We start from the raw sequence: 18072 nt of genomic DNA on the forward strand, positions 1-18072 counted from the left end.
TCGGTGCGGGCACGACAACCGGGCTCGGGTCTGTGAGCCGATTCATGCCAGTGTGCCCTGGAATCAGGGGACCACAGCTTGGTCACGAACTCGGCGCCCGACCTCGGCATCAGTGCGCGGTGGCGAAGTGAATCGATTCCGAACGACGTCCATAATCGGATGGGTGTTGTGGAATCGGCCGCCCTCTCACCGTTTCGAGTGAGCACCCACCTAAGCCGATCAGGTGAATTAGAAACCAATGTGCGTCTGGTATCGAGTGCGTGCCGGCCGGGCATGGCTCAGATACCTCCCTGCGAACCCCAGCCCGAGGTCAGGGGTTCCGGTAGACGCTCCGCATCGTCCCACAATACGGCAAGACTGCGGCCCGCGTGCGGCCCATCCGAGTCATTCGCGAGCAGTGCTTCGCGGCGCAACTGGGCCAACCGATCCGGCAACCGACGCACTTCGCCCGCGGCGAACAACCGGGTCACCGCCTCGTGGAAGTGGCTGCTGGAGCAGTCCTCCCGGTCCCAGATGATGATCGGTATCCCGGCCCTGAACGCCATCGCGGCCTCGTGCCAGGCCCGGCCGCGGCGGTCGCCGGGGGGTTCGCTGAGCACCAGTGACACGATCGAGGTGTCGTTCAGCTCCACCGCCATGCCGGTGAGGTCCCAGCCGCCGTTGGTCCGGCTCCAGTACGGCCGCGCTGCCTCGCCCGAGATCGCGCTCCAGCGCTGCTTCCACACCAGCCAGTACCGCTGCGCCCGCGTCCGCTCCAGGCTTCGCACCAGCACCGGGTGGTCGACCGCCAATGGCACGCTGACATCGGAGGGAGAGGCCTTCGGCCAGAACTCGACCGCGGTGTTGATCATCTCCCACGGCAGCGCGAACTCGACCACGATCGAGCTCACCCGTTCGGCATCCGGGGTGACGCCCAGCTCGGCCTCCAGCTCCGCGATGACGCGGTCGACCTCCGCTTCGAGGTCGTCCCGCCGGATCGCGGCGTCACCGCGGCGGCGGCCGTGCCAGCCCGAGCCCTTCCAGCTCAGCCAGTGCGAGAGCACCACCTTGGCCTGGTCGACCGGGTCCGGGTCGACTTCGAAGACGAGGTGCACCACATCGGAGTCATCGTCGTCGGCCTCGGTTTCGTTGCGCCACCGGGCCTGCTCGACCAGATCGGTCACCTCGAACTTCTCCGCCAACCTCCAGTTGTAGCGGCGCAACTCGGCCGCCAGGGCGCTGTCCTCGAGCCGTCCGGCGAGGCAGTCCACCAGCACCATGGCGGGCGGCAGGGCGCCCGAACCGGCGTTGTGGTCGGCGAGGTGCAGGAACAGCGACCACACGGAGCGGCACCGCACGGGCAGGTCGTCGCAGTGCCCGTCGGTGGCCACGTCGGCCAGGCGGCGCAGTTCCCGCCGCTCCTCGAACGGGTCGTCGGACAACCGCACCGACCGCAAGGCCTTGGCCAACCGGTCCCAGTCCCCCGTCGGCAGCGCCCGGTAGGCGGCCCACTCGTCCCCCAGTTCGACCAGTCGGGCGATCTCGGGCGAGTGTGGTTCCAGCAACCTGAGGCAATCGACCATCTGGTGCAAGCCACCCGGGCGACGACAGCACCACCGGACGAGGCTCACGAACTGGAGGTGGACCTCCGGTCCTTCCAACGACACCGGTTCACCGAGCACGTCGGAGAGCACGCTCACCAGCTCGGTGCGCCCCCGCTCGGCGCGCAGGCTCTCGCAGCGCTCCAGCGAAGCGACGATCTCACCCTGTAACCGCAACTGGGTGTTCACACCTTGGTCCACGACCATGTGACCGTCCCCCTGTTCCACGGTCGGCGCACCGCGGCCGCCCACCTGAGAGAACCGCGACTCCCAGCCGTCACTCTTACACAGTAGGTAGGGGCATTGTCCGCAAAATGCGGTCAGCCCACGGTGGTGTGATGGGCGGTGGTCAGGGCGCGGCCCGAGGTGGTCAGGGTGGTGGCGACTCGGTCGACCGCGTCGGTGAACTCGGGGTCGTCGCAGTTCCAGTCGGTGAGCTTGACCAGCAGCCAGCGGCGCCAGGCGGCGACCAGGTCGGTGAACACCTCGGTGCCCTGGGGTGTGAAGCGGTATTCGCCTTGGGCTTCGGTGAGGTAGCCCCTGGTCTGGAGTTGGCGTGCCACCGGTTCGAAGATGCCCGGCGGGACGTGGGTGGCGTCGGCCAGGCGTTCGAGGGTGGCGTGGCCGTGGTCGAGGCTTTGGCGGAACACCTTGACCACCAGCCACGCTTGGGCGTGGGTGAGCGGGACGTTCGACTCGCGCAGGACGTCCGGTGTGGGGTCGCGACGTTCGCGGTTGACGATCAGGGCGACCAGCTTCTCCAACTCCTGCTCGGAGTCGGACGTCTGCGGCGCGGCGAAGTTGTCGCCCACCTCGGTGGCGGCGGCGCGGGCGGTGTCGCGCAGGGGGACTTCCTTCAGGAACAGGGCGACCAGGAACGCGACCGCGGCGACGGGGGCGGCGGCCAGGAACACGGTGTGCAGGGTGTCGGCGTAGGCGGCGATGATCGGGGCCTTGAGCTGGTCCGGGAGGGCGTGCAGGGCCTGCACGTTCGCCGCGGCGGCGGGGTCGACGCCCGGTGGGATCGCGGCGGCCAGGTTGCCCGGCAGGTTGCTCGCGTAGACGGTGCCGAAGACCGCGACCCCGAACGAGCTGCCCAGCGTGCGCAGGAAGCTCACGCCGGAGGTGGCGACGCCGAGGTCCTCGTAGCTGCTGGTGCTCTGCACGACCACCATCGCCACCGGCATGCACATGCCGACGCCCAGGCCGAGCACGAGCATGTACGTCGATGCCTGCCAGAACGAGGTCTCGGGCTCCAACCGCGACAGCAGGAGCAGCCCGGCGACCATGAGCAGGCTGCCGACGAGCGGGAACACGCGGTAGCGGCCGGTCTTGCTGATCACGTTGCCGGTCGTGATCGAGGCGATGAGCAGGCCGACGACCAGCGGCAGCATCTCCAGGCCCGACTGGGTGGCCGACGCGCCGTGCACGTACTGCAGGTAGGTCGGCAGGAACGTGACGCCGCCGAGCATGGCGAACCCGACCACGAAGCTCAGCACCGTGCAGACGGTGAACACGCGGCCGCGGAACAGCCGCATGGGCAGCATCGGCTCCGCGGCCCGGGTCTCGACGAACACGAACAGGGCGAGCGTGACGACCGAGCCGATCGCCATCCAGATGATCGTCGGCGACGCCCACGGGTACTCGACACCACCCCAGCTGGTGACGAGCGTGAGGCCGGTCGCGGCCAGGCCGATGAGCAGGATGCCCAGGTAGTCGATCTTCGGCCGGCCCGCACCGCGCACGCCGGGGAGCGCGAACGCGCCGACGGCCAGCACGACCACGCCCAGCGGCAGGTTCACGTAGAACGCCCAGCGCCAGCTCAAGTGGTCCACGAACAGGCCGCCGAGCAGCGGCCCGACCACCGTGGCCACGCCGAACACCGCGCCGATGAACCCCTGGTACTTGCCGCGTTCGGACAGCGGCACGACGTCGGCGATGACGGCGGCGGAGGTCACCATCAGGCCGCCGGCGCCGAGTCCCTGCACCGCGCGGGCCAGGATGAGCCACGTCATCGAGTCGGCCCAGCCGCACAGGAACGAGCCGACCAGGAACAGGGCGACGCTGCTCAGGAACGCCCGCTTGCGGCCGAACAGGTCGCCGAACTTGCCGATCAGCGCGGTCATGATCGTCTCGGCGAGCAGGTAGGAGGTCACCACCCAGGACAGGTGCCCGCCGCCGCCGAGGTCGCTGACGATGGTCGGGAGGGCGGTCGCCACGATCGTCTGGTCGAGGGCGGCGAGCAGCATCCCGAGCATGATCACCGAGACGACGGCCCGCTGTGCCCCGCGTCCGACCTGTTCGACCACGTGGACCTCCTAACCCGACGATAAAACCGGCACCCCCACCTCGCCCGCCCACACCCACGGCCGGGTGACCCGCACTCCGGCACGACCACGCGCCCACGAGTCCGGGCTTGGTCGGGTGGCCGAGCGTGATCCGGCGGGCGTTCGGGGGTCGGGCGGGCTGAGTGTGATCGGGCGGCCAGGCGGGTGATCCAGCGGCCGGGCGGGATCCGGCGGCCAGGCGCACCGGGCAGGCCGCACAGCGGGAACCCGGACGGCGAGGCGTGGCCGGGCGGGCGGGTGGTGTTGGCGGGCGGGTGGTGCCGGCGGGCGGGGTGGTGTAACCGGGCCGACGCGGCGGGACCGAGCGGACACCGCGCAACCGGGCAGCACGACGCGGCCGGGCGAGCAGGCACGGTGCGGCATGGCCGGGCGCTGTCGGGAGGCCGCGCGGTAGGGGCGTGGGCCACTTGGCGTCGCCGGTCAACCCGGATGACAGGCCCGGCCGGAGGAATGTGACAGATGGTCGAACAGGACTGGCTGAGCGAGCGGTTCGCCGAGCACCAGGACCGGCTGCGCGCGCTGGCCTACCGGATGCTCCGCTCCGCCGGCGACGCCGAGGACGCGGTGCAGGAGGCTTGGTTGCGGGTCAGCCGCGCCGACACCGACCAGGTGGAGAACCCGGACGGGTGGCTGACCACGGTCGTCGCCAGGGTCTGCCTGAACATGCTCGAAGCACGCCAGGCCCGGCGTGAGGAGCCGGCCGGGGCGCTGCCGCCCGAGCCCGCCGCGCCACCCGCGGCCGGCCCCGAGGACGACGCGCTGCCGGCCGCCGTCTGGGCACACCGCGGCAGGCCCCGGGCCGGTGTTGGCTGCCGACAGCGGGAGCGCCACGGCGTACCTGCTCGGGGTGCCGCTGGTCGCCGCGGCGGCGGTCGCGGTCTCGGACCTCACCGGCCGCGCCGTCGCGTTCGTCACGACGGTCGTGGAACTGGCGATGGCAGCCTGGGGACTGGTGCTCGGCCTCGGACCCGGTGTCTCCTTCGTGTTGCCCGCCCTGGTGTTCGGGATCGAGGCCCTGACCTCGGTGCGGCCACGCCGCCTGACGACGCCGAGCGCCTGAGCTCCGTACCGCTCGAGACGCCGTCGCCGTGACCACGCATCAGGTGACGGCCAGTCGGCCGCGGGCCGTCCTGTCCCCCGTGAGGACTACAGAGAAGTGTCCACACCGAGGGGATTCGCAGCGTCGAGGTTCTCCATAGGTTCGCTCGCGACGGTGCCAGCGCGTCGCGGCGCGCCGAGAACTGGAGGGCAAGGGCGTTGAAGACAATGCAACGGTCAGCGGGAGCCGGTATCCCCCGGAACTTCACCGGGGTGGTGATCGCGGTGGCGCTCGCCGTCGCCTCGGTGGCGGCCTGTACCGCCGCCTCGGAAGAGGACGCGACGAGTGAGGACGCGGCACCGGTCGTCACCGAGGCGCCCGCCACGTCGCCCATCGCCTGGGGCGCCTGCCCGGCGTCGGCCGAGGGCGCCGGTCGCGACCCCCGGCTCACCTGCGCAACGGTCGAGGTTCCGCTCGACCACCGCAACCCCGGTGGCGAGAAGATCGAGGTGGCCGTCTCGAAGCTGCCGGCGGCGAAGCCCGGCGACCGCCGCGGCGTCCTGCTGCTGAACCCCGGCGGACCGGCGTTGCCCGGCCTGGACACACCGGGTGTCGTGGCTCCGACCCTGCCGCCGTCTGTGTTGACGGCCTACGACCTGATCGGCTTCGACCCGCGTGGGGTCGGGCACAGCACCCCGCAGAGCTGCGGCCTCGACGACCCGTCTCTCGCCGGCCTCTTCCCGTACCCGGCCGCGGACGGCTCGATCACCGCGAACGTCGACCACGCCCGCACCGACGCCGAACGGTGCGCGACGAACGCCGGCGAGAAGCTCCGGTACTTCACGACCGCCAACACCGCCCGCGACATGGACCGCATCCGCACGGCGCTCGGTGAGGAGAAGATCTCCTACTGGGGCCAGTCCTACGGCACGTACCTCGGCGCGGTCTACGAGTCACTGTTCCCCGAGCGCGCCGACCGGGTGGTCCTCGAGGGCAACGTCGACCCCCGGAAGGTCTGGGCCGACGCGACGGACAACTGGGGCAAGGCCATGTCGGAACGCTTCCCGGACGCGGCAAGGGTCGCCGCGGCGCAGCACGCCACGCTCGGACTGGGCGACACCGTCGACGAGGTGACCCGGAAGTACCTCGCACTCGCCGACCGCCTCGACCGCACCCCCACGCCCGTCCCCGGCACCCCACTGGCCCTGACGGGTTCGATGCTGCGCACCGTCACCTACAGCCTCCTGTTGGACAACGAAACCCTGCCGGTGCTCGCGCGGTTCTGGAAGGCCGCCGTGGGGCTGGCCGACGGCGTGCTCACCGAGGCGGACGGCCAGGTGCTGCGGCAGGTGTTCACCGCACCGCCGCCGACCCCGGGTGTGCCTGCCGACAACCAGGCCACCATGTTCCTGGCACTGACCTGCGGTGACGCGCAGTGGCCCGATGACGTCGACGGGTACGCCCGCCGCACCGCCGAGGACCGCGCGTCCTGGCCGCTCACCGCCGGGATGCCCGCCAACATCTGGGCGTGCGCGTTCTGGCCGAAGCCGGTCGAAGAGCCCGTTCGCGTCACCGACGACGGACCGCGCAACACCCTGATCCTGCAAAACCGCAGGGACAACGCCACACCGTGGGAGGACGGCCTCGGGCTGTACGAGGTCCTCGGCGAGCGAGCGGCTTTCGTCGGCGCGGACAACGGCGGGCACTACGTCTACGGCCAGGGCTCCCCATGCGTGGACGAGGCGACGGTGACGTTCCTGACCACCGGCCGACTGCCGGACGAGGCGGTCGACTGCACCGACGTCACCCCGCGGTGATCAGGACACCCGGCTACGGAGTGGGTGGACGAGGTCCGACTGTGCCCAACGCGACCATCCGACGACGTCACCGCGGGTCAGGATGGCGGCACTGGTCGCGCAACGCGTACACCTGAGCGGCCCGTTGAGCGTGACTTGATCTCCGTTGCCGCCTCATGTTTGATGCGGCCTGCGACAATACTCTCGGTCATGGCGACTTGTTGTCCGGGTTTCACCCGGTCGGATGTGTCTCTGTTGCCGATTTTCCGATTCAATGGCACGACGCCACTGCATCGTCGATGCGGCCTGCGACTCGACGTCCTGGGGGATGTTCATGCTTGCTGGTGGGGAATTTCATCTTGTCAGCCCGCGGTGTCGGGCGAGAGTGATCACCCGAGCGGTCCGGGGCACTGCGCACTGTGCCGTCCTGGCAGGTATCGACTGATTCGGCGTGCCTTGCCGTCGAATCAGCCTGCTTCCTCATGCCCGGATTTGCGTGGTACGTCAACATAGTGATCGGATTCGACACCGGGAAGTGGTAGCACGTCTGTCGGCATGGCGCGATCGATGTTGTGGCGGACAGTTCACTCATGCTAACGTTCATTATTGGCGACAGATTGACCATTCACGTGCACGTGGCGCTCGAATGTCGTGGATGAGCGGTAGGCACGAGTCGCCGCCGCAAAGTCATGCACGCACACACATCTCTGGGGAGGATTTGTGTCGCACGCGATGGAGCTACCCGCCACAAGCGAGAGAGGCAGTACAGGCAACATCAGGTTCCAGACATTGGGTTCATTACAGGTAATCAACGGATTCCGCGATTGTGCGCCGAGGACACCCAAGGTCCTCCAGGTCCTCGCACTACTGCTCGTGCGCGCCAACCGGGTCGTGCCGACGAGGTCCTTGATCAAGGAACTGTGGGGCGAACACGGTCCGCGAAGTGCGGTGACCACGATCCACACGTACATCTGCCAGCTGCGCAAGCTCATCGAGCGGGAGAACCTGGTGGCCGAGAGCTCGGCCATGCTGGTCACCCAATCCCCCGGCTACCTGCTCCGGGTGGAGCCCGGTCAGCTGGACCTGCAGGATTTCTGGAACCTGCGCCAGGAGGGACGCGAGCACCTGGCCCGGGGAAGGTTCACCGCAGCGTCACAAAGCTTGCGGGCCGCACTGTCGTTATGGATCGAGCACCCGCTGCTCAACGTCAAACTCGGGCCTCATCTTTCAGCTCACGTGGTGAAACTGGAAGAAGAACGCCGCAACACGCTCCAATCCGCGATCGAGGCCGAACTCGAACTCGACCTGCACCGTGAGCTCATTCCGGAGCTGCGCTCGCTCACCACCCTCTACCCGTCCGATGAATGGCTTCACCGAATGCTGATGGTGGCGCTGGACCGCAGCGGCAGACGTGGCGACGCGTTGCAGGTGTACCAGATCCTCCGGGGCACCCTGGCGGCCGAACTGGGTATTGATCCGGCACCCGAGACCCAACAGGCCCATCAGCAACTGCTCCGCTGACCCGGCCGGCACCGGGCTGGGGATCGACGCCGATCCCCAGCCCGGTGCCCTCGTGTTGTACCTCAGCGGTTCTTCCACACGAATTCGGTGATCGTCTCGGCGATGTAGTCGATCATCTCGGTGGTGAGGCTCGGGTACACGCCCACCCAGAAGGTGTGCTCGGTGACGACGTCGCTGTTGTCCAGTGAGCCACTGATCCGGTAGTCGACGTCCGCGTAGGCGGGATGCCGGGTGAGGTTGCCGCCGAAGAAGCGCCGGGTGCTGATCCGTCGTCCCTCCAGGAATTCGACCAGCGCCTTGCGGGTGTACCCCGCGTCCGGTTCCACGGTGATCACAAACCCGAACCAACTGGGATCACTGCCCGGCGTCGCCTCGGGCAGCCGCAGGCCGGGGAGTTCGTCGAGCGCCTCGCGCAGCCTCGCCCAGTTGCGTCGCCGGATGGCGCCGAATTCGGGCAACTGCGCCAACTGGGTGAGCCCCAGCGCGGCCTGGAGGTCGGTCGCCTTCAGGTTGTACCCGACGTGGGAAAAGATGTACTTGTGGTCGTAGCCGTGCGGCAGGCTGCCCATCTGGTGGTCGAACCGCTTGAGGCACTTGTTGTCCTCGCCCGGCTCGCACCAGCAGTCGCGCCCCCAGTCGCGCATGGACTCGACGATCCTGGCCAGTGCCAGGTCGTCGGTGACCACGCAGCCGCCTTCACCCATGGTGATGTGGTGTGCCGGGTAGAAGCTGGTGGTGGACAGGTCGCCGAAGGTGCCGGTGAGCTGTCCGCGGTAGGTCGAGCCGACGGCGTCGCAGTTGTCCTCGACCAGGAACAACCCCCGTTCACGCGCGATCCGGGCGATCTCCGCGGCGTCGAAGGGGTTGCCGAGCGAGTGCGCCATCATGATCGCCCGGGTCCGCGGCCCGATCGCCTCCTCGACTCGTTCGGGGGTCGTGTTGTAGGTGCCCAGTTCGATGTCGACGAACACGGGGACCATGCCGTTGGTGACGATGGGATTGACGGTGGTCGGGAACCCGGCCGCCACGGTGACGACCTCGTCGCCGGGCCGCAGGCGGCGCTCTTTCAGCTGCGGGGAGGTCAGCGCGCTGAGTGCGAGCAGGTTCGCGGACGACCCGGAATTGGTGAGGTGCGCCTTGCGCAGCTTGAACAGTTGCGCGAACCGGCGCTCGAACTGCCGGGCGTGCCAACCGGCGGCGATGCGCAGGTCCAGAGCCGCCTCGACGAGCGCGACCCGGTCGTCGGCCACGAGCGTCGCACCCGAGGCCAGGAGCTGGGTCTCGCCCGGCCGGAACGGTTTCGTCTCCTCGTCGAGGTGGTACTCGCGGACCAGGTCCAAGAGGTGCTGCCTGTCAACCATGTTATGCCCTCTCCGGTAACGGCTCGTTTGCGACCCGCACGCCGACGTGGCCCTGCGCGAGGAACCTGCTGCGGTCGACCAGCGCGGCCTGCGCGACGATCGAGTCGTCCGTGCGCGGTCCCTCCAGCACAGCTCGTACGAAGGCCCTGACCGCGTTCACGCACTGGTCCTGGGCCGGCAGGACGTGGTCCTCGTGCCGGTCCTGCCCTTCGACGCGGATCACCGGTCGATGGTCGGCGCCGGGGGTGAAGACGTGACTCGCCGAGAGTTCGGCGACGCTGCCCAGCAGCCGGTAGCCCGACGTGTAGCGGTGGTCGAGCCCGAACGTGAGCTGTGCGGTGACGCCGTCGTCGCGTCGGAGGAGGACGGCACCCCCGATGTCGACGCCCAGCACCTCGTCCTCGTGCAGTGCCGCGCCGACGACGGTCAGCTCGGGGCCGAGGAACAGCTGTGCGGCGCGAAGCGGGTACGCACCGACGTCGAGCAGCGCACCTCCGCCGAGTTCCCGCCGGTGGCGGATGTCGCCGGCGGGGCGGGCCGGAATGGTGAACGTGGCGGAGAACGACCGCAACGCGCCCAGCACCCCGCTGTCGAGGATCTCCCGCACCCGCTGGTGCGACGAGTGGTGAACGAACATGAAGTTCTCTCGCAGCACGACCCCCGCCGAGCGTGCGAGGGCCACGAGCTCGCGGGTCTCGGCGAGGTTCGTCGTCAGGGGTTTCTCGGACAGCACGTGCTTCCCGGCGTGGATCGCGGCCCTGACCCACTCGGCGTGCAGTCCGGACGGCAGGGGCACGTACACGGCATCGACGTCGTCACGCGCCAGCACGCGCTGATAACCCTCGACGGCTTCACCCCCGAACTCCCGGCTGAACGCCCGCGCCTTGGCGAGATCCCTGCTGGCCAGCGCGACCAACTCGACCTCGGGCAACGCGAGCACGGCGGGCAGGATCCGGCGGCGGGCCACGTCCGCACAGCCGAGGACACCCAGTCGCAGCGGTCGCGGGGTCAGCATTCCAACTCCGTGAGGCGGCGGAACCTGCGGCCGTGGAACACCAAGGGCTCGCCGGGGGACGAGTCGACCGAACGCACCGCGCCGATCAACATCGTGTGGTCGCCCGCCTCGAACCGGGCGTGCACCGAGCACACGAGCACCGCCAGGGCGTTGTCGACGGCGACCGCGGAGGCCCCGTCGCCGGCGAACCCGCCGTGCGCGAACTTGTCCACGTCCCGACCGGCGAAGACCGACGCGAGATCGACGTGTTCCGGTCGCAGGAAGTTGACCACGAACGTGTCCGTGCCGGCGAACGCCGGGTGGCAGCGGGCCGACCGCGCCAGGCACACGCAAACGAGCGGCGGATCCAGCGACACGGCGCAGAATGCGCTGGCGGTGAACCCCCGCGGCACGCCGTTCCCGTCGCGGGTGGTCACGATCGTGACCCCGCTCGGGTACTGGCTCAGCACGTCCCTGAACAGGCGTCCGTCGATCATCGGGCGATACAGGTCAGCAGTGACCGGGCACCGACGTTGACGTGGTTGCCGTACTGCACGAAGTCCAGCAGTTGGTCGACCGTCATCCACGTGTAGTCGGGCGGCACCTCCGTCGGGAAGTCCTCCGCCGCCTCGACGAGCAGGTACCGGTTCTCGGCGTGGTAGAACCGGCCACCCTCTTCCGAGTGCACCACGTCGACCAAGACCCGCTCCGGCGGCGCGGACAGTACCTCGTGCATGAAGGCTGGATGGCGCTCCGGCGGCAACCCCTCGTAGTTCCCGGGGGAGCAGTTGATGGTCGACGACATCTCGACGACGTCGGCGGTGCCGGGTTCGGTCCGGGCGTGGACGAGGAGGTGCGTCGAATCGTTGATCCGCTTGCACAGGAATGCGATGACCCCCGGGCACGTGGGCGCGAACATCGGCTGCGACCAGGCGGTCACCTCACGGCTGTTCGTCTCCACCTGCACGCCGATCACGTCGAAGAACCGGTTCTGCTCGTGCGAGATCTTGTTCCCGGAAACGAGCCAGTTCTTCACTTCCGGGAGCCGGACGATCCTGCGGTCGAGGCGGTACCGCGCCTTGGCCTCGGTGAACCAGCTGAGCAGTTCCTTGGTGCTGTGCAGCGCCCGGCCTCCGCGTGTTCCCCGGCGCAGCGAAGGCATGCCGGACAGCACCGTCCGGGAGTCCATGTTCACCAGGTTCTTCACGCGGACCAGCTGCCGCAGCTGGTCGACGCTGATCCAGCGGAAGTCGTCGAGCACCGGGATCTCGTCGTCGATCTCGATCACCATGTTGCGGTTGCGCTTGTTCAGGAACCAGGACCCCTGTTCCGATTGCAGCGCGTCGAACGCGACGCGCCCGGCACGTGGTGCCACGAAGTGTTCGAGGTAGGGCACGGGGTTGCCCCGGTGCACGCGCGTGTAGTTGCTGCGGGTGGCCTGCACCGTCGGTGAAAGCTGGAGCCCGTTGATGTTGCCCGGTTCCATCTTCGCCTGCATCAGGCAGTGGGGGACGCCGTCGAACTCCTTGACCAGGATGCCGAGGATGCCGATCTCGGGCTGGAGGATGATCGGCTGCGACCACGAGTCGACTTCCCGGTGATCGGTGCTCACCTCGATCCCTTCGACGGAGTAGAACCGTCCGGTGCGGTGCACCAGCGCACCGGACTCCGGCGCGAAGCTCCACTCGTCGAGTTGGTCCAGGCCCGTCACGGTGACCTGGTAGTAGCTCGCCGCGGCCCGCTCGTCGAACCAGTCGTAGAATTCCGAGTGTTCTTGCGACACCAGCACTCCTCAGGGTTCGGGGAGTCGGTCGGGCTCGGCCCGGACGCGGCTCACGCGACGGTGGAACCCAGACTCGCGCAGCACCCTTGAGATCAGCCTGGTGTTTCGCTCAAGCGGCGATCGCCACCCGTGGGACGACAAACGCCGGGCGAGCGGGGTTCCCCCGCTCGCCCGGCGACCTTGTCACGTGCGCGTTCAGGCCTTGTAGGGCCGCTTCTCCTTCGCCTCCAGGAGCGCCTGCGCCCACCACACCAACTGGTCCAGCAGCACGCTCGCGGCCTGGGCGTAGGGCTCGGGGTCACGGGGCTCGCCGTCCGCACCGAATTGCTCCGACGCGCCGTGGAAGCTGACCGTGTCGCGCATCGTGACCGCGTGCAGCTCCGCGAAGACCTGACGCAGGTGCTCGACGGCTCGCAGGCCACCGGCGAGCCCACCGTAGGACACGAAGGCCACCGGCTTGGCCTGCCAGACGTCGTAGTTCCAGTCGACGAGGTTCTTGATCGCCACCGGGTAGCTGTGGTTGTACTCGGGTGTCACGATCACGAACGCCTGCGCCTCCGCCAGGCGCATCGTCACCGCGGTCACCGCGTCGGTCGGCGTCTCGCCGAAGTCGGTGAGCGTGTAGGGGAGGTTGGCGTCGAGGAGGTCGATCAGGTCGACCTGCACGTCGTCGCGGGCCGAAGCCCGCCCGACGAACCACTCGGCCACCGTCGGCGCGAACCGCCCGTTGCGCGTACTGCCGATGATCACGGCGACCTTGATCGGTTGTTGCACCATCGTTTCCCCTCGGGTACTCGCCTCATGAACTCGTGGAACAGCCTGTCGGACCACCTTAGAACCTCAACCACGCTTGAACTCAAGGTCCGCACCGGGTGAACCCTCAAGATGCCGTCAAGGCGTCCACAAGGGGGACGGCCAACCATGGCCGACATGAGAGTTCTGTTCGTTGTCGGTGGTACCTCGGGCGTGATCTTCTCGCTGATCCCGTTGGCGCAGGCGATCAGGAACGCCGGTCACCAGGTGGTGCTCGCCGGGCCGTTCGACGTGATGGACACGATCACGTCGGCCGGCCTGCCCGCAGTCAAGATCAGTGATCAGTCGATGATGGACATGATGACCGACCGGACCGGGCAGGTGCAGCCCATTCCGAAGGATCTTCATGAGCGATACCTGTTCAACGGCCGGTGCTTCGGTCGCTACGCGGCGGCGTGCCTCGACGGCCTGCTCACGTTCGCCGACCGGTGGCAGCCCGATCTCGTGGTCGGCGGGGCACTGGCGTTCGCCGCCCCGCTGGTCGCGCACCACGCCGGCGTGCCGTACGTGAAACACGCGGTCGACATGGGAGAGCCCCGCACGATCGACTTGGCGGCGGCGTCCGAACTGGGCCCCGAGCTGGAGCAGCTGGGTCTGTACGACATGCCCAGGTCGGACCTCTTCGTCGACACCTGCCCACCCAGCCTCCGGCTCGCCGACGCGCCTGCGGCCCAACCGATGCGCTACGTGCCGTACGCCACGCCCCGGCAGGTCGAGCCGTGGATGTACGTCAAGGGGGACCGACCGCGGGTGTTGGTGTCGGCAGGCAGCCGCGTTCGGCTCGACCGGGACTTCGACATCCTCACCGGGTTGGTGGAGAAGACTTCGAAGCTGGACGTCGAGCTCCTGATCGCCGCCCCGGACGCGGTGGCCGAGCGGCTGCACCCGCTGCCGGGCGACGCCCGCGCCGGATGGCTGCCGCTCGACGTGCTCGCCCCGACGTGCGACCTGATCGTGCACCACGGTGGCGGGAACACCACGCTCGGCGGGATGGTCCACGGCGTGCCCCACGTCATCGTCCCTTACCTGCCATACGTCGTCGGGTACGTGCAACGGCTCAGCGAATACGGTGCCGCGCGGATGGTCGACCCGGAACAGGATTCCGCCGAGGTGATCGCCGCGGCGGCCGAGGAGGTCCTGAGCACTCCCCGCTTCACGGAGCGGGCAGTGGAGTTGGCCGCCGAGATCGGCGCCATGCCCGTACCGGCCGAGGTGGTCGGCGCGCTGGAGGAAGTCGCGACCCGCTGATCCCAGCCCTTCAGCACGGAGGAGCCATGCGCCTGCTCGTCCTCTCGGTCCTGCGCAAGACGTTGCACGAGACCACGCTCGGCGTGGACCTGATGACCCAGCTCGAAGCTGCCGGTGTGCGGTGCCACTTCGTCATCGACGCGTTCAACGAAGACCAACTCAAGGCCGCGGGGTTCCCCTACACGCTCGTCGACCCCGTCATGGGCGCCGCCGTCCGCACGGTGGTCGAGGACGTCGCCCGCGAATTCCGGCCGGACGCCGTGGTCCTGGCCGACTACGTCGGACACTGGATGACGCTCGAGGTCACCTACGGCTGCGACCCGTGGTTCATCGACGGGCTCGGTCTCCCCCTGATCCCGATGGACCTCTACGACCTCGCCAACACCAGCCGCACGGTGGAGATCCTGGGCAAGAGCACGCAGGTGAGCGATCGGCTGCTCGACCTGCCCTGTCACCTGCAACCGGTACCGATGAACAGGCCGCAGGTGACCGGCGACGGCCCCGGCAAGCCCTACCGGGCCACCCTCGCGGTCGAACCGCCGACCGCCGAGCACCGGCGCGCGGTCCGGCGGTCGCTCGGCCTGCGCGAGGGCGATCGGCTGTTGATGGTGCCGACGCTGCCGTGGCAGCAGCTCATGGCGCGGCACGCGGGCGGACCGGCCAAGGTGCTGGCCTCCAGGCTGCCCGGACTGGTCACCCACTACTTGCGGCAACTGCCCGGGCAGACCCACTTCGTGTTCACCGGTCCGGTCTTCGAGGACGTCGGAGGGCTGCCGCCGGACAGGGTCCACCTGTTCTCCCACTACACCGTGGCGGAGTACGACGACCTGCTCGGCGCGTCCGACGCGGTCATGTCGTTCCACGTCCCGTCGTTCGCGATCGAGCGCGCCGTCTTCGTGGACGTGCCGGGCGTGGTGTGCCTGAACGGGTTCGACGTGGCAGGCCCGGAGGACCTGGCGCGGCTCGACGCGGAGTTCGGCGGTCTCACCCCCACCGTGGCGGCCTGGCTGCGAACGAACCCGGCGCCGGTACCCGCGTTCCACATGTGGCCCCTGAGTTGGAACGGGTTGCTCGGGCCGATGCTCGCGGACAACCCGTTCACCGAAGTGCTGCACCGCGCCGAGATCTTCGACGAGCGCTCGGTGCTCGACCGGCTGGACCGGGTGCTCTACGACACCCGGACCGCGCTCGAACTCGCCGAAGCGCGTGCCCGCTACCGCGGCCTGATCGACGACCTGCCGCCGACGCCCGAGGTGTTCGACTCGGTGGCGCGTCGACTCGGCCTCTGACAACCGCACCGAAACGTGGAGGGGACATGCTGCTGGACGGGAAGGTCGCCGTGGTCACCGGCGGGGCTCGCGGCCTGGGCAGGCACATCACGGCACGATTCGTCGCCGAGGGTGCCCAGGTGGTCTGCGCGGGCCGTGACGCGCTCGTCGCGAAGAGTGCTTTCGGGGACGTCGACCGGGTGGTGTTCCACCCGGTCGACGTGCGGGACGAGGACTCGGTCGACGCACTGTTCTCCTTCGTCCGCGGCGAGTACGGCCGACTCGACGTGCTCGTCGCGAACGCCGGGGTCAGCAGGCCGGGGCCGGTCACCGAACTGTCCACCCAGAGCTGGGCCGAGGTCTTCGAGACCAACCTCACGGGTGTGTTCCTCTGCCTGCGCGCCGCCGCCGGGCTGCTGGGACCCGGCGGCCGGATCATCACCCTGTCTTCGGTGCTCGGGGCGAACGCCGTGGCGGGCGGATCGGCGTACTGCGCGTCGAAAGCCGCGGTCGAGATGCTGACGAAGGTCTCCGCGCTCGAACTCGCGGAAGCCGGCATCACGGTCAACTGCCTGTCGCCCGGCTTCATCGACGAAGGCATGGGCAAGAACCTCGCCGCCAACGAGGCGGTCTGGTCGAAGTTCCGCCCGAAGCTCGCGGGCGGTCGGATGGGCACGGCGGCCGAGATCGCCGAAGCGGCGGTGTTCCTCGCGTCGTCCCGCAGTTCGTACGTCAACGGCCACGTGCTGGAAGTGAACGGAGGGATCCGCTGGTGAACGACCGCCGCGGACACGCAACCGGTTGCCGGATGAAATGAGCGCTGACATGACCGAAGGAATCTCGATGACCGCCGAGCAGGTCGGCGACTACTTCGACGACCGCAGCTGGCTCTTCCAGCTCAACGGGTTCAACCTGCACATCGGCTACTTCGACGACGAGGACCCCGAGACCAACCCCAAGGAGCGGCACACCGACATCCTGATCGACGAGGTCGGCCTCGTCCGGGGTCAGCGGCTGCTCGACGTCGGCTGCGGTTTCGGCAGGCCCGCGATCCGGTTCGCGCAGCGCACCGAGGCCGAGGTGCTGGGCATCAACGTCAGCGCCGAGCAGATCAGGAAGGCGCGCGAGCTGGCCGCCGAGGCCGGCGTGTCCGATCGGGCCGCGTTCGAGGTGGCGGACGCGAACCGACTTCCCTACGCCGACAACTCCTTCGCCGCGGTGTGGGTCGTCGAGACGCTCATGTACCTGCCGGACCGGCTGCGCGCGCTCAAGGAGATCCACCGCGTGCTCGAACCGGGCGGCACGCTGGCGATCAGCGACTACGTCGAGAAGGAGGACCTGTCCGACGAGCAGCGCAAGGCGTTGGCGGAGGGGTTCACCGTCGACTCGTTGCCCACGGCGGCGGAGTACGGCCGGATGGTCGCGGCGGCCGGTTTCACCACGGTTCGCACCGAAGACGCCACGCCGCACCTGCACCGGTCCGCGGCACTCATCCCGCAGGTGCTCGCGGACAACTACGACCTCATCGTCGAGAAGGGTGGTAGGGAGTTCGCCGAGGAGTTCAAGGAGATGTTGGGCAAAGTCGCGGTCCTGGAGCGCGACAACCTCGGCTACATGATCAAGGTTCTGCGCAAGTAGCGCACAGTCGATCCGCTGGAAAGGTGATCTCGCATGACTATCAGGGGTAAGCTCGCTGCGGTGGTCGCGGCCACGGTGGTCGCCGTGGGCGCCACCGTGGCGGGCGCCGTGCCGGCCCAGGCGGCCACGACGACGGTGGCGTTCAACTGCCGCACCGTGGAGAACGGCACCTGGGTCCCGATCAATGGGCACAAGCGCCTCTACGACGTGACGGCGCCGGCGGCCGTGGCGCCGGGTGAGGTGTTCGAGATCGTCATCGATCCGGCGCCCACCACGACCAACGCGACCTACCTCAAGGCGATGAAGGACGTGACGACCGTCTACCAACTCGGCGGCGGCGCGCACCCGTTGTCCATCCGGTTAACCGGGGGCAGCAACATCGGAACCGCGCCCACGTGGGCCGTCCTGTACGGCGGGAGGCTCACCGTCACGACTCCGGGTCCCATCATCGGCGGCCAGACCTACGACCTGCCGACGGTCACGGTGAAGCTGATCGCGCCGAACAAGGGCACGGTGACCTCCGCACCCGGTGGCACGAGCTTCAGCGACCTCGGTTTCCACTTCCAGCGCCAGGTCGTCGGCGACGACGCGTGGGGTCCGGGGCAGTGCTACCCGGACCCCACGCAGCTGGTGACCTTCACGACGACCGCGGTCCGTCGGGTCTGATCCGCCACCGCGGAGCT

The 18072-nt window shown here is 68.9% G+C and carries 15 protein-coding genes and 1 pseudogene; 9 read left to right on the forward strand and 7 right to left on the reverse strand.

Annotation, left to right across the window (positions count from 1 at the left end):
• Positions 1-278: 278 nt before the first annotated feature.
• Positions 279-1787, reverse strand: coding sequence for a VMAP-C domain-containing protein (locus A6A25_RS43145; RefSeq protein ID WP_143193276.1), 1509 nt, complete (start codon positions 1785-1787; stop codon positions 279-281).
• 113 nt (positions 1788-1900) lie between these two features.
• The gene (locus tag A6A25_RS19765; RefSeq protein ID WP_083668483.1) at positions 1901-3838 is read right to left on the reverse strand and encodes an MDR family MFS transporter; all 1938 of its coding nucleotides are present in this window, start codon (positions 3836-3838) and stop codon (positions 1901-1903) included.
• A gap of 621 nt (positions 3839-4459) precedes the next feature.
• Between A6A25_RS19765 and A6A25_RS46845 the strand changes: the two are divergent.
• The 4 genes and pseudogenes from A6A25_RS46845 to A6A25_RS19785 form a co-directional block, all read left to right on the forward strand.
• A pseudogene (locus A6A25_RS46845) lies at positions 4460-4549 on the forward strand (RNA polymerase subunit sigma-70); the annotation flags it as partial.
• Positions 4550-4730: 181 nt separating this feature from the next.
• Complete coding sequence (locus tag A6A25_RS19775; RefSeq protein ID WP_073892142.1) at positions 4731-4988, forward strand: hypothetical protein; 258 nt, start codon at positions 4731-4733, stop codon at positions 4986-4988.
• Positions 4989-5239: 251 nt separating this feature from the next.
• Complete coding sequence (locus A6A25_RS19780) at positions 5240-6784, forward strand: alpha/beta hydrolase (RefSeq protein WP_241828802.1); 1545 nt, start codon at positions 5240-5242, stop codon at positions 6782-6784.
• 711 nt (positions 6785-7495) lie between these two features.
• The gene (locus A6A25_RS19785; RefSeq protein ID WP_073892181.1) at positions 7496-8284 is read left to right on the forward strand and encodes an AfsR/SARP family transcriptional regulator; all 789 of its coding nucleotides are present in this window, start codon (positions 7496-7498) and stop codon (positions 8282-8284) included.
• A 62-nt stretch (positions 8285-8346) separates the two neighbouring features.
• Here A6A25_RS19785 and rfbH read toward each other — a convergent pair whose 3' ends face one another.
• The 5 genes from rfbH to A6A25_RS19810 all read right to left on the reverse strand — a co-directional run bounded on the left by rfbH (position 8347) and on the right by A6A25_RS19810 (position 13199).
• Positions 8347-9645: a lipopolysaccharide biosynthesis protein RfbH gene (gene rfbH, locus A6A25_RS19790; RefSeq protein WP_073892145.1), complete on the reverse strand. Its 1299-nt coding sequence runs from the start codon at positions 9643-9645 to the stop codon at positions 8347-8349.
• Position 9646: 1 nt separating this feature from the next.
• Positions 9647-10660, reverse strand: coding sequence for a Gfo/Idh/MocA family protein (locus A6A25_RS19795; protein ID WP_073892146.1), 1014 nt, complete (start codon positions 10658-10660; stop codon positions 9647-9649).
• On the reverse strand, positions 10654-11136 hold the full coding sequence (locus A6A25_RS19800) for a flavin reductase family protein (RefSeq protein WP_073892148.1): 483 nt from the start codon (positions 11134-11136) through the stop codon (positions 10654-10656). The genes A6A25_RS19795 and A6A25_RS19800 overlap by 7 nt, the downstream gene beginning before the upstream one ends.
• Positions 11133-12422, reverse strand: coding sequence for an NDP-hexose 2,3-dehydratase family protein (locus tag A6A25_RS19805; protein ID WP_073892182.1), 1290 nt, complete (start codon positions 12420-12422; stop codon positions 11133-11135). Before A6A25_RS19805 ends, A6A25_RS19800 begins: the two co-directional genes overlap by 4 nt.
• A gap of 195 nt (positions 12423-12617) precedes the next feature.
• Entirely contained in the window at positions 12618-13199 is a 582-nt protein-coding gene (locus A6A25_RS19810; RefSeq protein WP_073892149.1) for an NADPH-dependent FMN reductase, read from the reverse strand.
• A gap of 153 nt (positions 13200-13352) precedes the next feature.
• Here A6A25_RS19810 and A6A25_RS19815 point away from each other — a divergent pair, with 153 nt between their 5' ends.
• From A6A25_RS19815 to A6A25_RS19835, 5 genes are read left to right on the forward strand one after another with little or no spacing between them, the layout of a single operon-like run.
• The gene (locus A6A25_RS19815) at positions 13353-14483 is read left to right on the forward strand and encodes a nucleotide disphospho-sugar-binding domain-containing protein (RefSeq protein ID WP_073892183.1); all 1131 of its coding nucleotides are present in this window, start codon (positions 13353-13355) and stop codon (positions 14481-14483) included.
• A gap of 26 nt (positions 14484-14509) precedes the next feature.
• A complete protein-coding gene (locus A6A25_RS19820; protein WP_073892151.1) occupies positions 14510-15772 on the forward strand; it encodes a DUF6365 family protein in 1263 nt (420 codons plus the stop codon).
• Positions 15773-15798: 26 nt separating this feature from the next.
• Positions 15799-16527 (forward strand): SDR family NAD(P)-dependent oxidoreductase, encoded by a 729-nt coding sequence (locus A6A25_RS19825; protein WP_073892152.1) that lies wholly within the window; start codon positions 15799-15801, stop codon positions 16525-16527.
• Between the two features lie 49 nt (positions 16528-16576).
• Positions 16577-17389 carry a class I SAM-dependent methyltransferase gene (locus A6A25_RS19830; RefSeq protein ID WP_073892153.1) on the forward strand — a complete coding sequence of 271 codons (813 nt, stop codon included), beginning with the start codon at positions 16577-16579 and terminating at the stop codon, positions 17387-17389.
• A 33-nt stretch (positions 17390-17422) separates the two neighbouring features.
• Positions 17423-18055 (forward strand): hypothetical protein, encoded by a 633-nt coding sequence (locus A6A25_RS19835; RefSeq protein WP_143193277.1) that lies wholly within the window; start codon positions 17423-17425, stop codon positions 18053-18055.
• Positions 18056-18072: the final 17 nt, after the last annotated feature.

Source organism: Saccharothrix sp. CB00851 (genome assembly GCF_001905065.1).
GTDB lineage: Bacteria > Actinomycetota > Actinomycetes > Mycobacteriales > Pseudonocardiaceae > Actinosynnema.

Excerpts from the sequence above, each read along its gene's own strand:
- rfbH (WP_073892145.1), bottom strand. The coding sequence starts at position 9,645 with ATGGTTGACAGGCAGCACCTCTTGGACCTGGTCCGCGAGTACCACCTC.
- A6A25_RS19825 (WP_073892152.1), top strand. The coding sequence starts at position 15,799 with ATGCTGCTGGACGGGAAGGTCGCCGTGGTCACCGGCGGGGCTCGCGGC.
- A6A25_RS19830 (WP_073892153.1), top strand. The coding sequence starts at position 16,577 with ATGACCGAAGGAATCTCGATGACCGCCGAGCAGGTCGGCGACTACTTC.
- A6A25_RS19820 (WP_073892151.1), top strand. The coding sequence starts at position 14,510 with ATGCGCCTGCTCGTCCTCTCGGTCCTGCGCAAGACGTTGCACGAGACC.
- A6A25_RS19815 (WP_073892183.1), top strand. The coding sequence starts at position 13,353 with ATGAGAGTTCTGTTCGTTGTCGGTGGTACCTCGGGCGTGATCTTCTCG.
- A6A25_RS19835 (WP_143193277.1), top strand. The coding sequence starts at position 17,423 with ATGACTATCAGGGGTAAGCTCGCTGCGGTGGTCGCGGCCACGGTGGTC.
- A6A25_RS19795 (WP_073892146.1), bottom strand. The coding sequence starts at position 10,660 with ATGCTGACCCCGCGACCGCTGCGACTGGGTGTCCTCGGCTGTGCGGAC.
- A6A25_RS19800 (WP_073892148.1), bottom strand. The coding sequence starts at position 11,136 with ATGATCGACGGACGCCTGTTCAGGGACGTGCTGAGCCAGTACCCGAGC.
- A6A25_RS19765 (WP_083668483.1), bottom strand. The coding sequence starts at position 3,838 with ATGCTCGGGATGCTGCTCGCCGCCCTCGACCAGACGATCGTGGCGACC.
- A6A25_RS43145 (WP_143193276.1), bottom strand. The coding sequence starts at position 1,787 with ATGGTCGTGGACCAAGGTGTGAACACCCAGTTGCGGTTACAGGGTGAG.
- A6A25_RS19810 (WP_073892149.1), bottom strand. The coding sequence starts at position 13,199 with ATGGTGCAACAACCGATCAAGGTCGCCGTGATCATCGGCAGTACGCGC.
- A6A25_RS19785 (WP_073892181.1), top strand. The coding sequence starts at position 7,496 with ATGGAGCTACCCGCCACAAGCGAGAGAGGCAGTACAGGCAACATCAGG.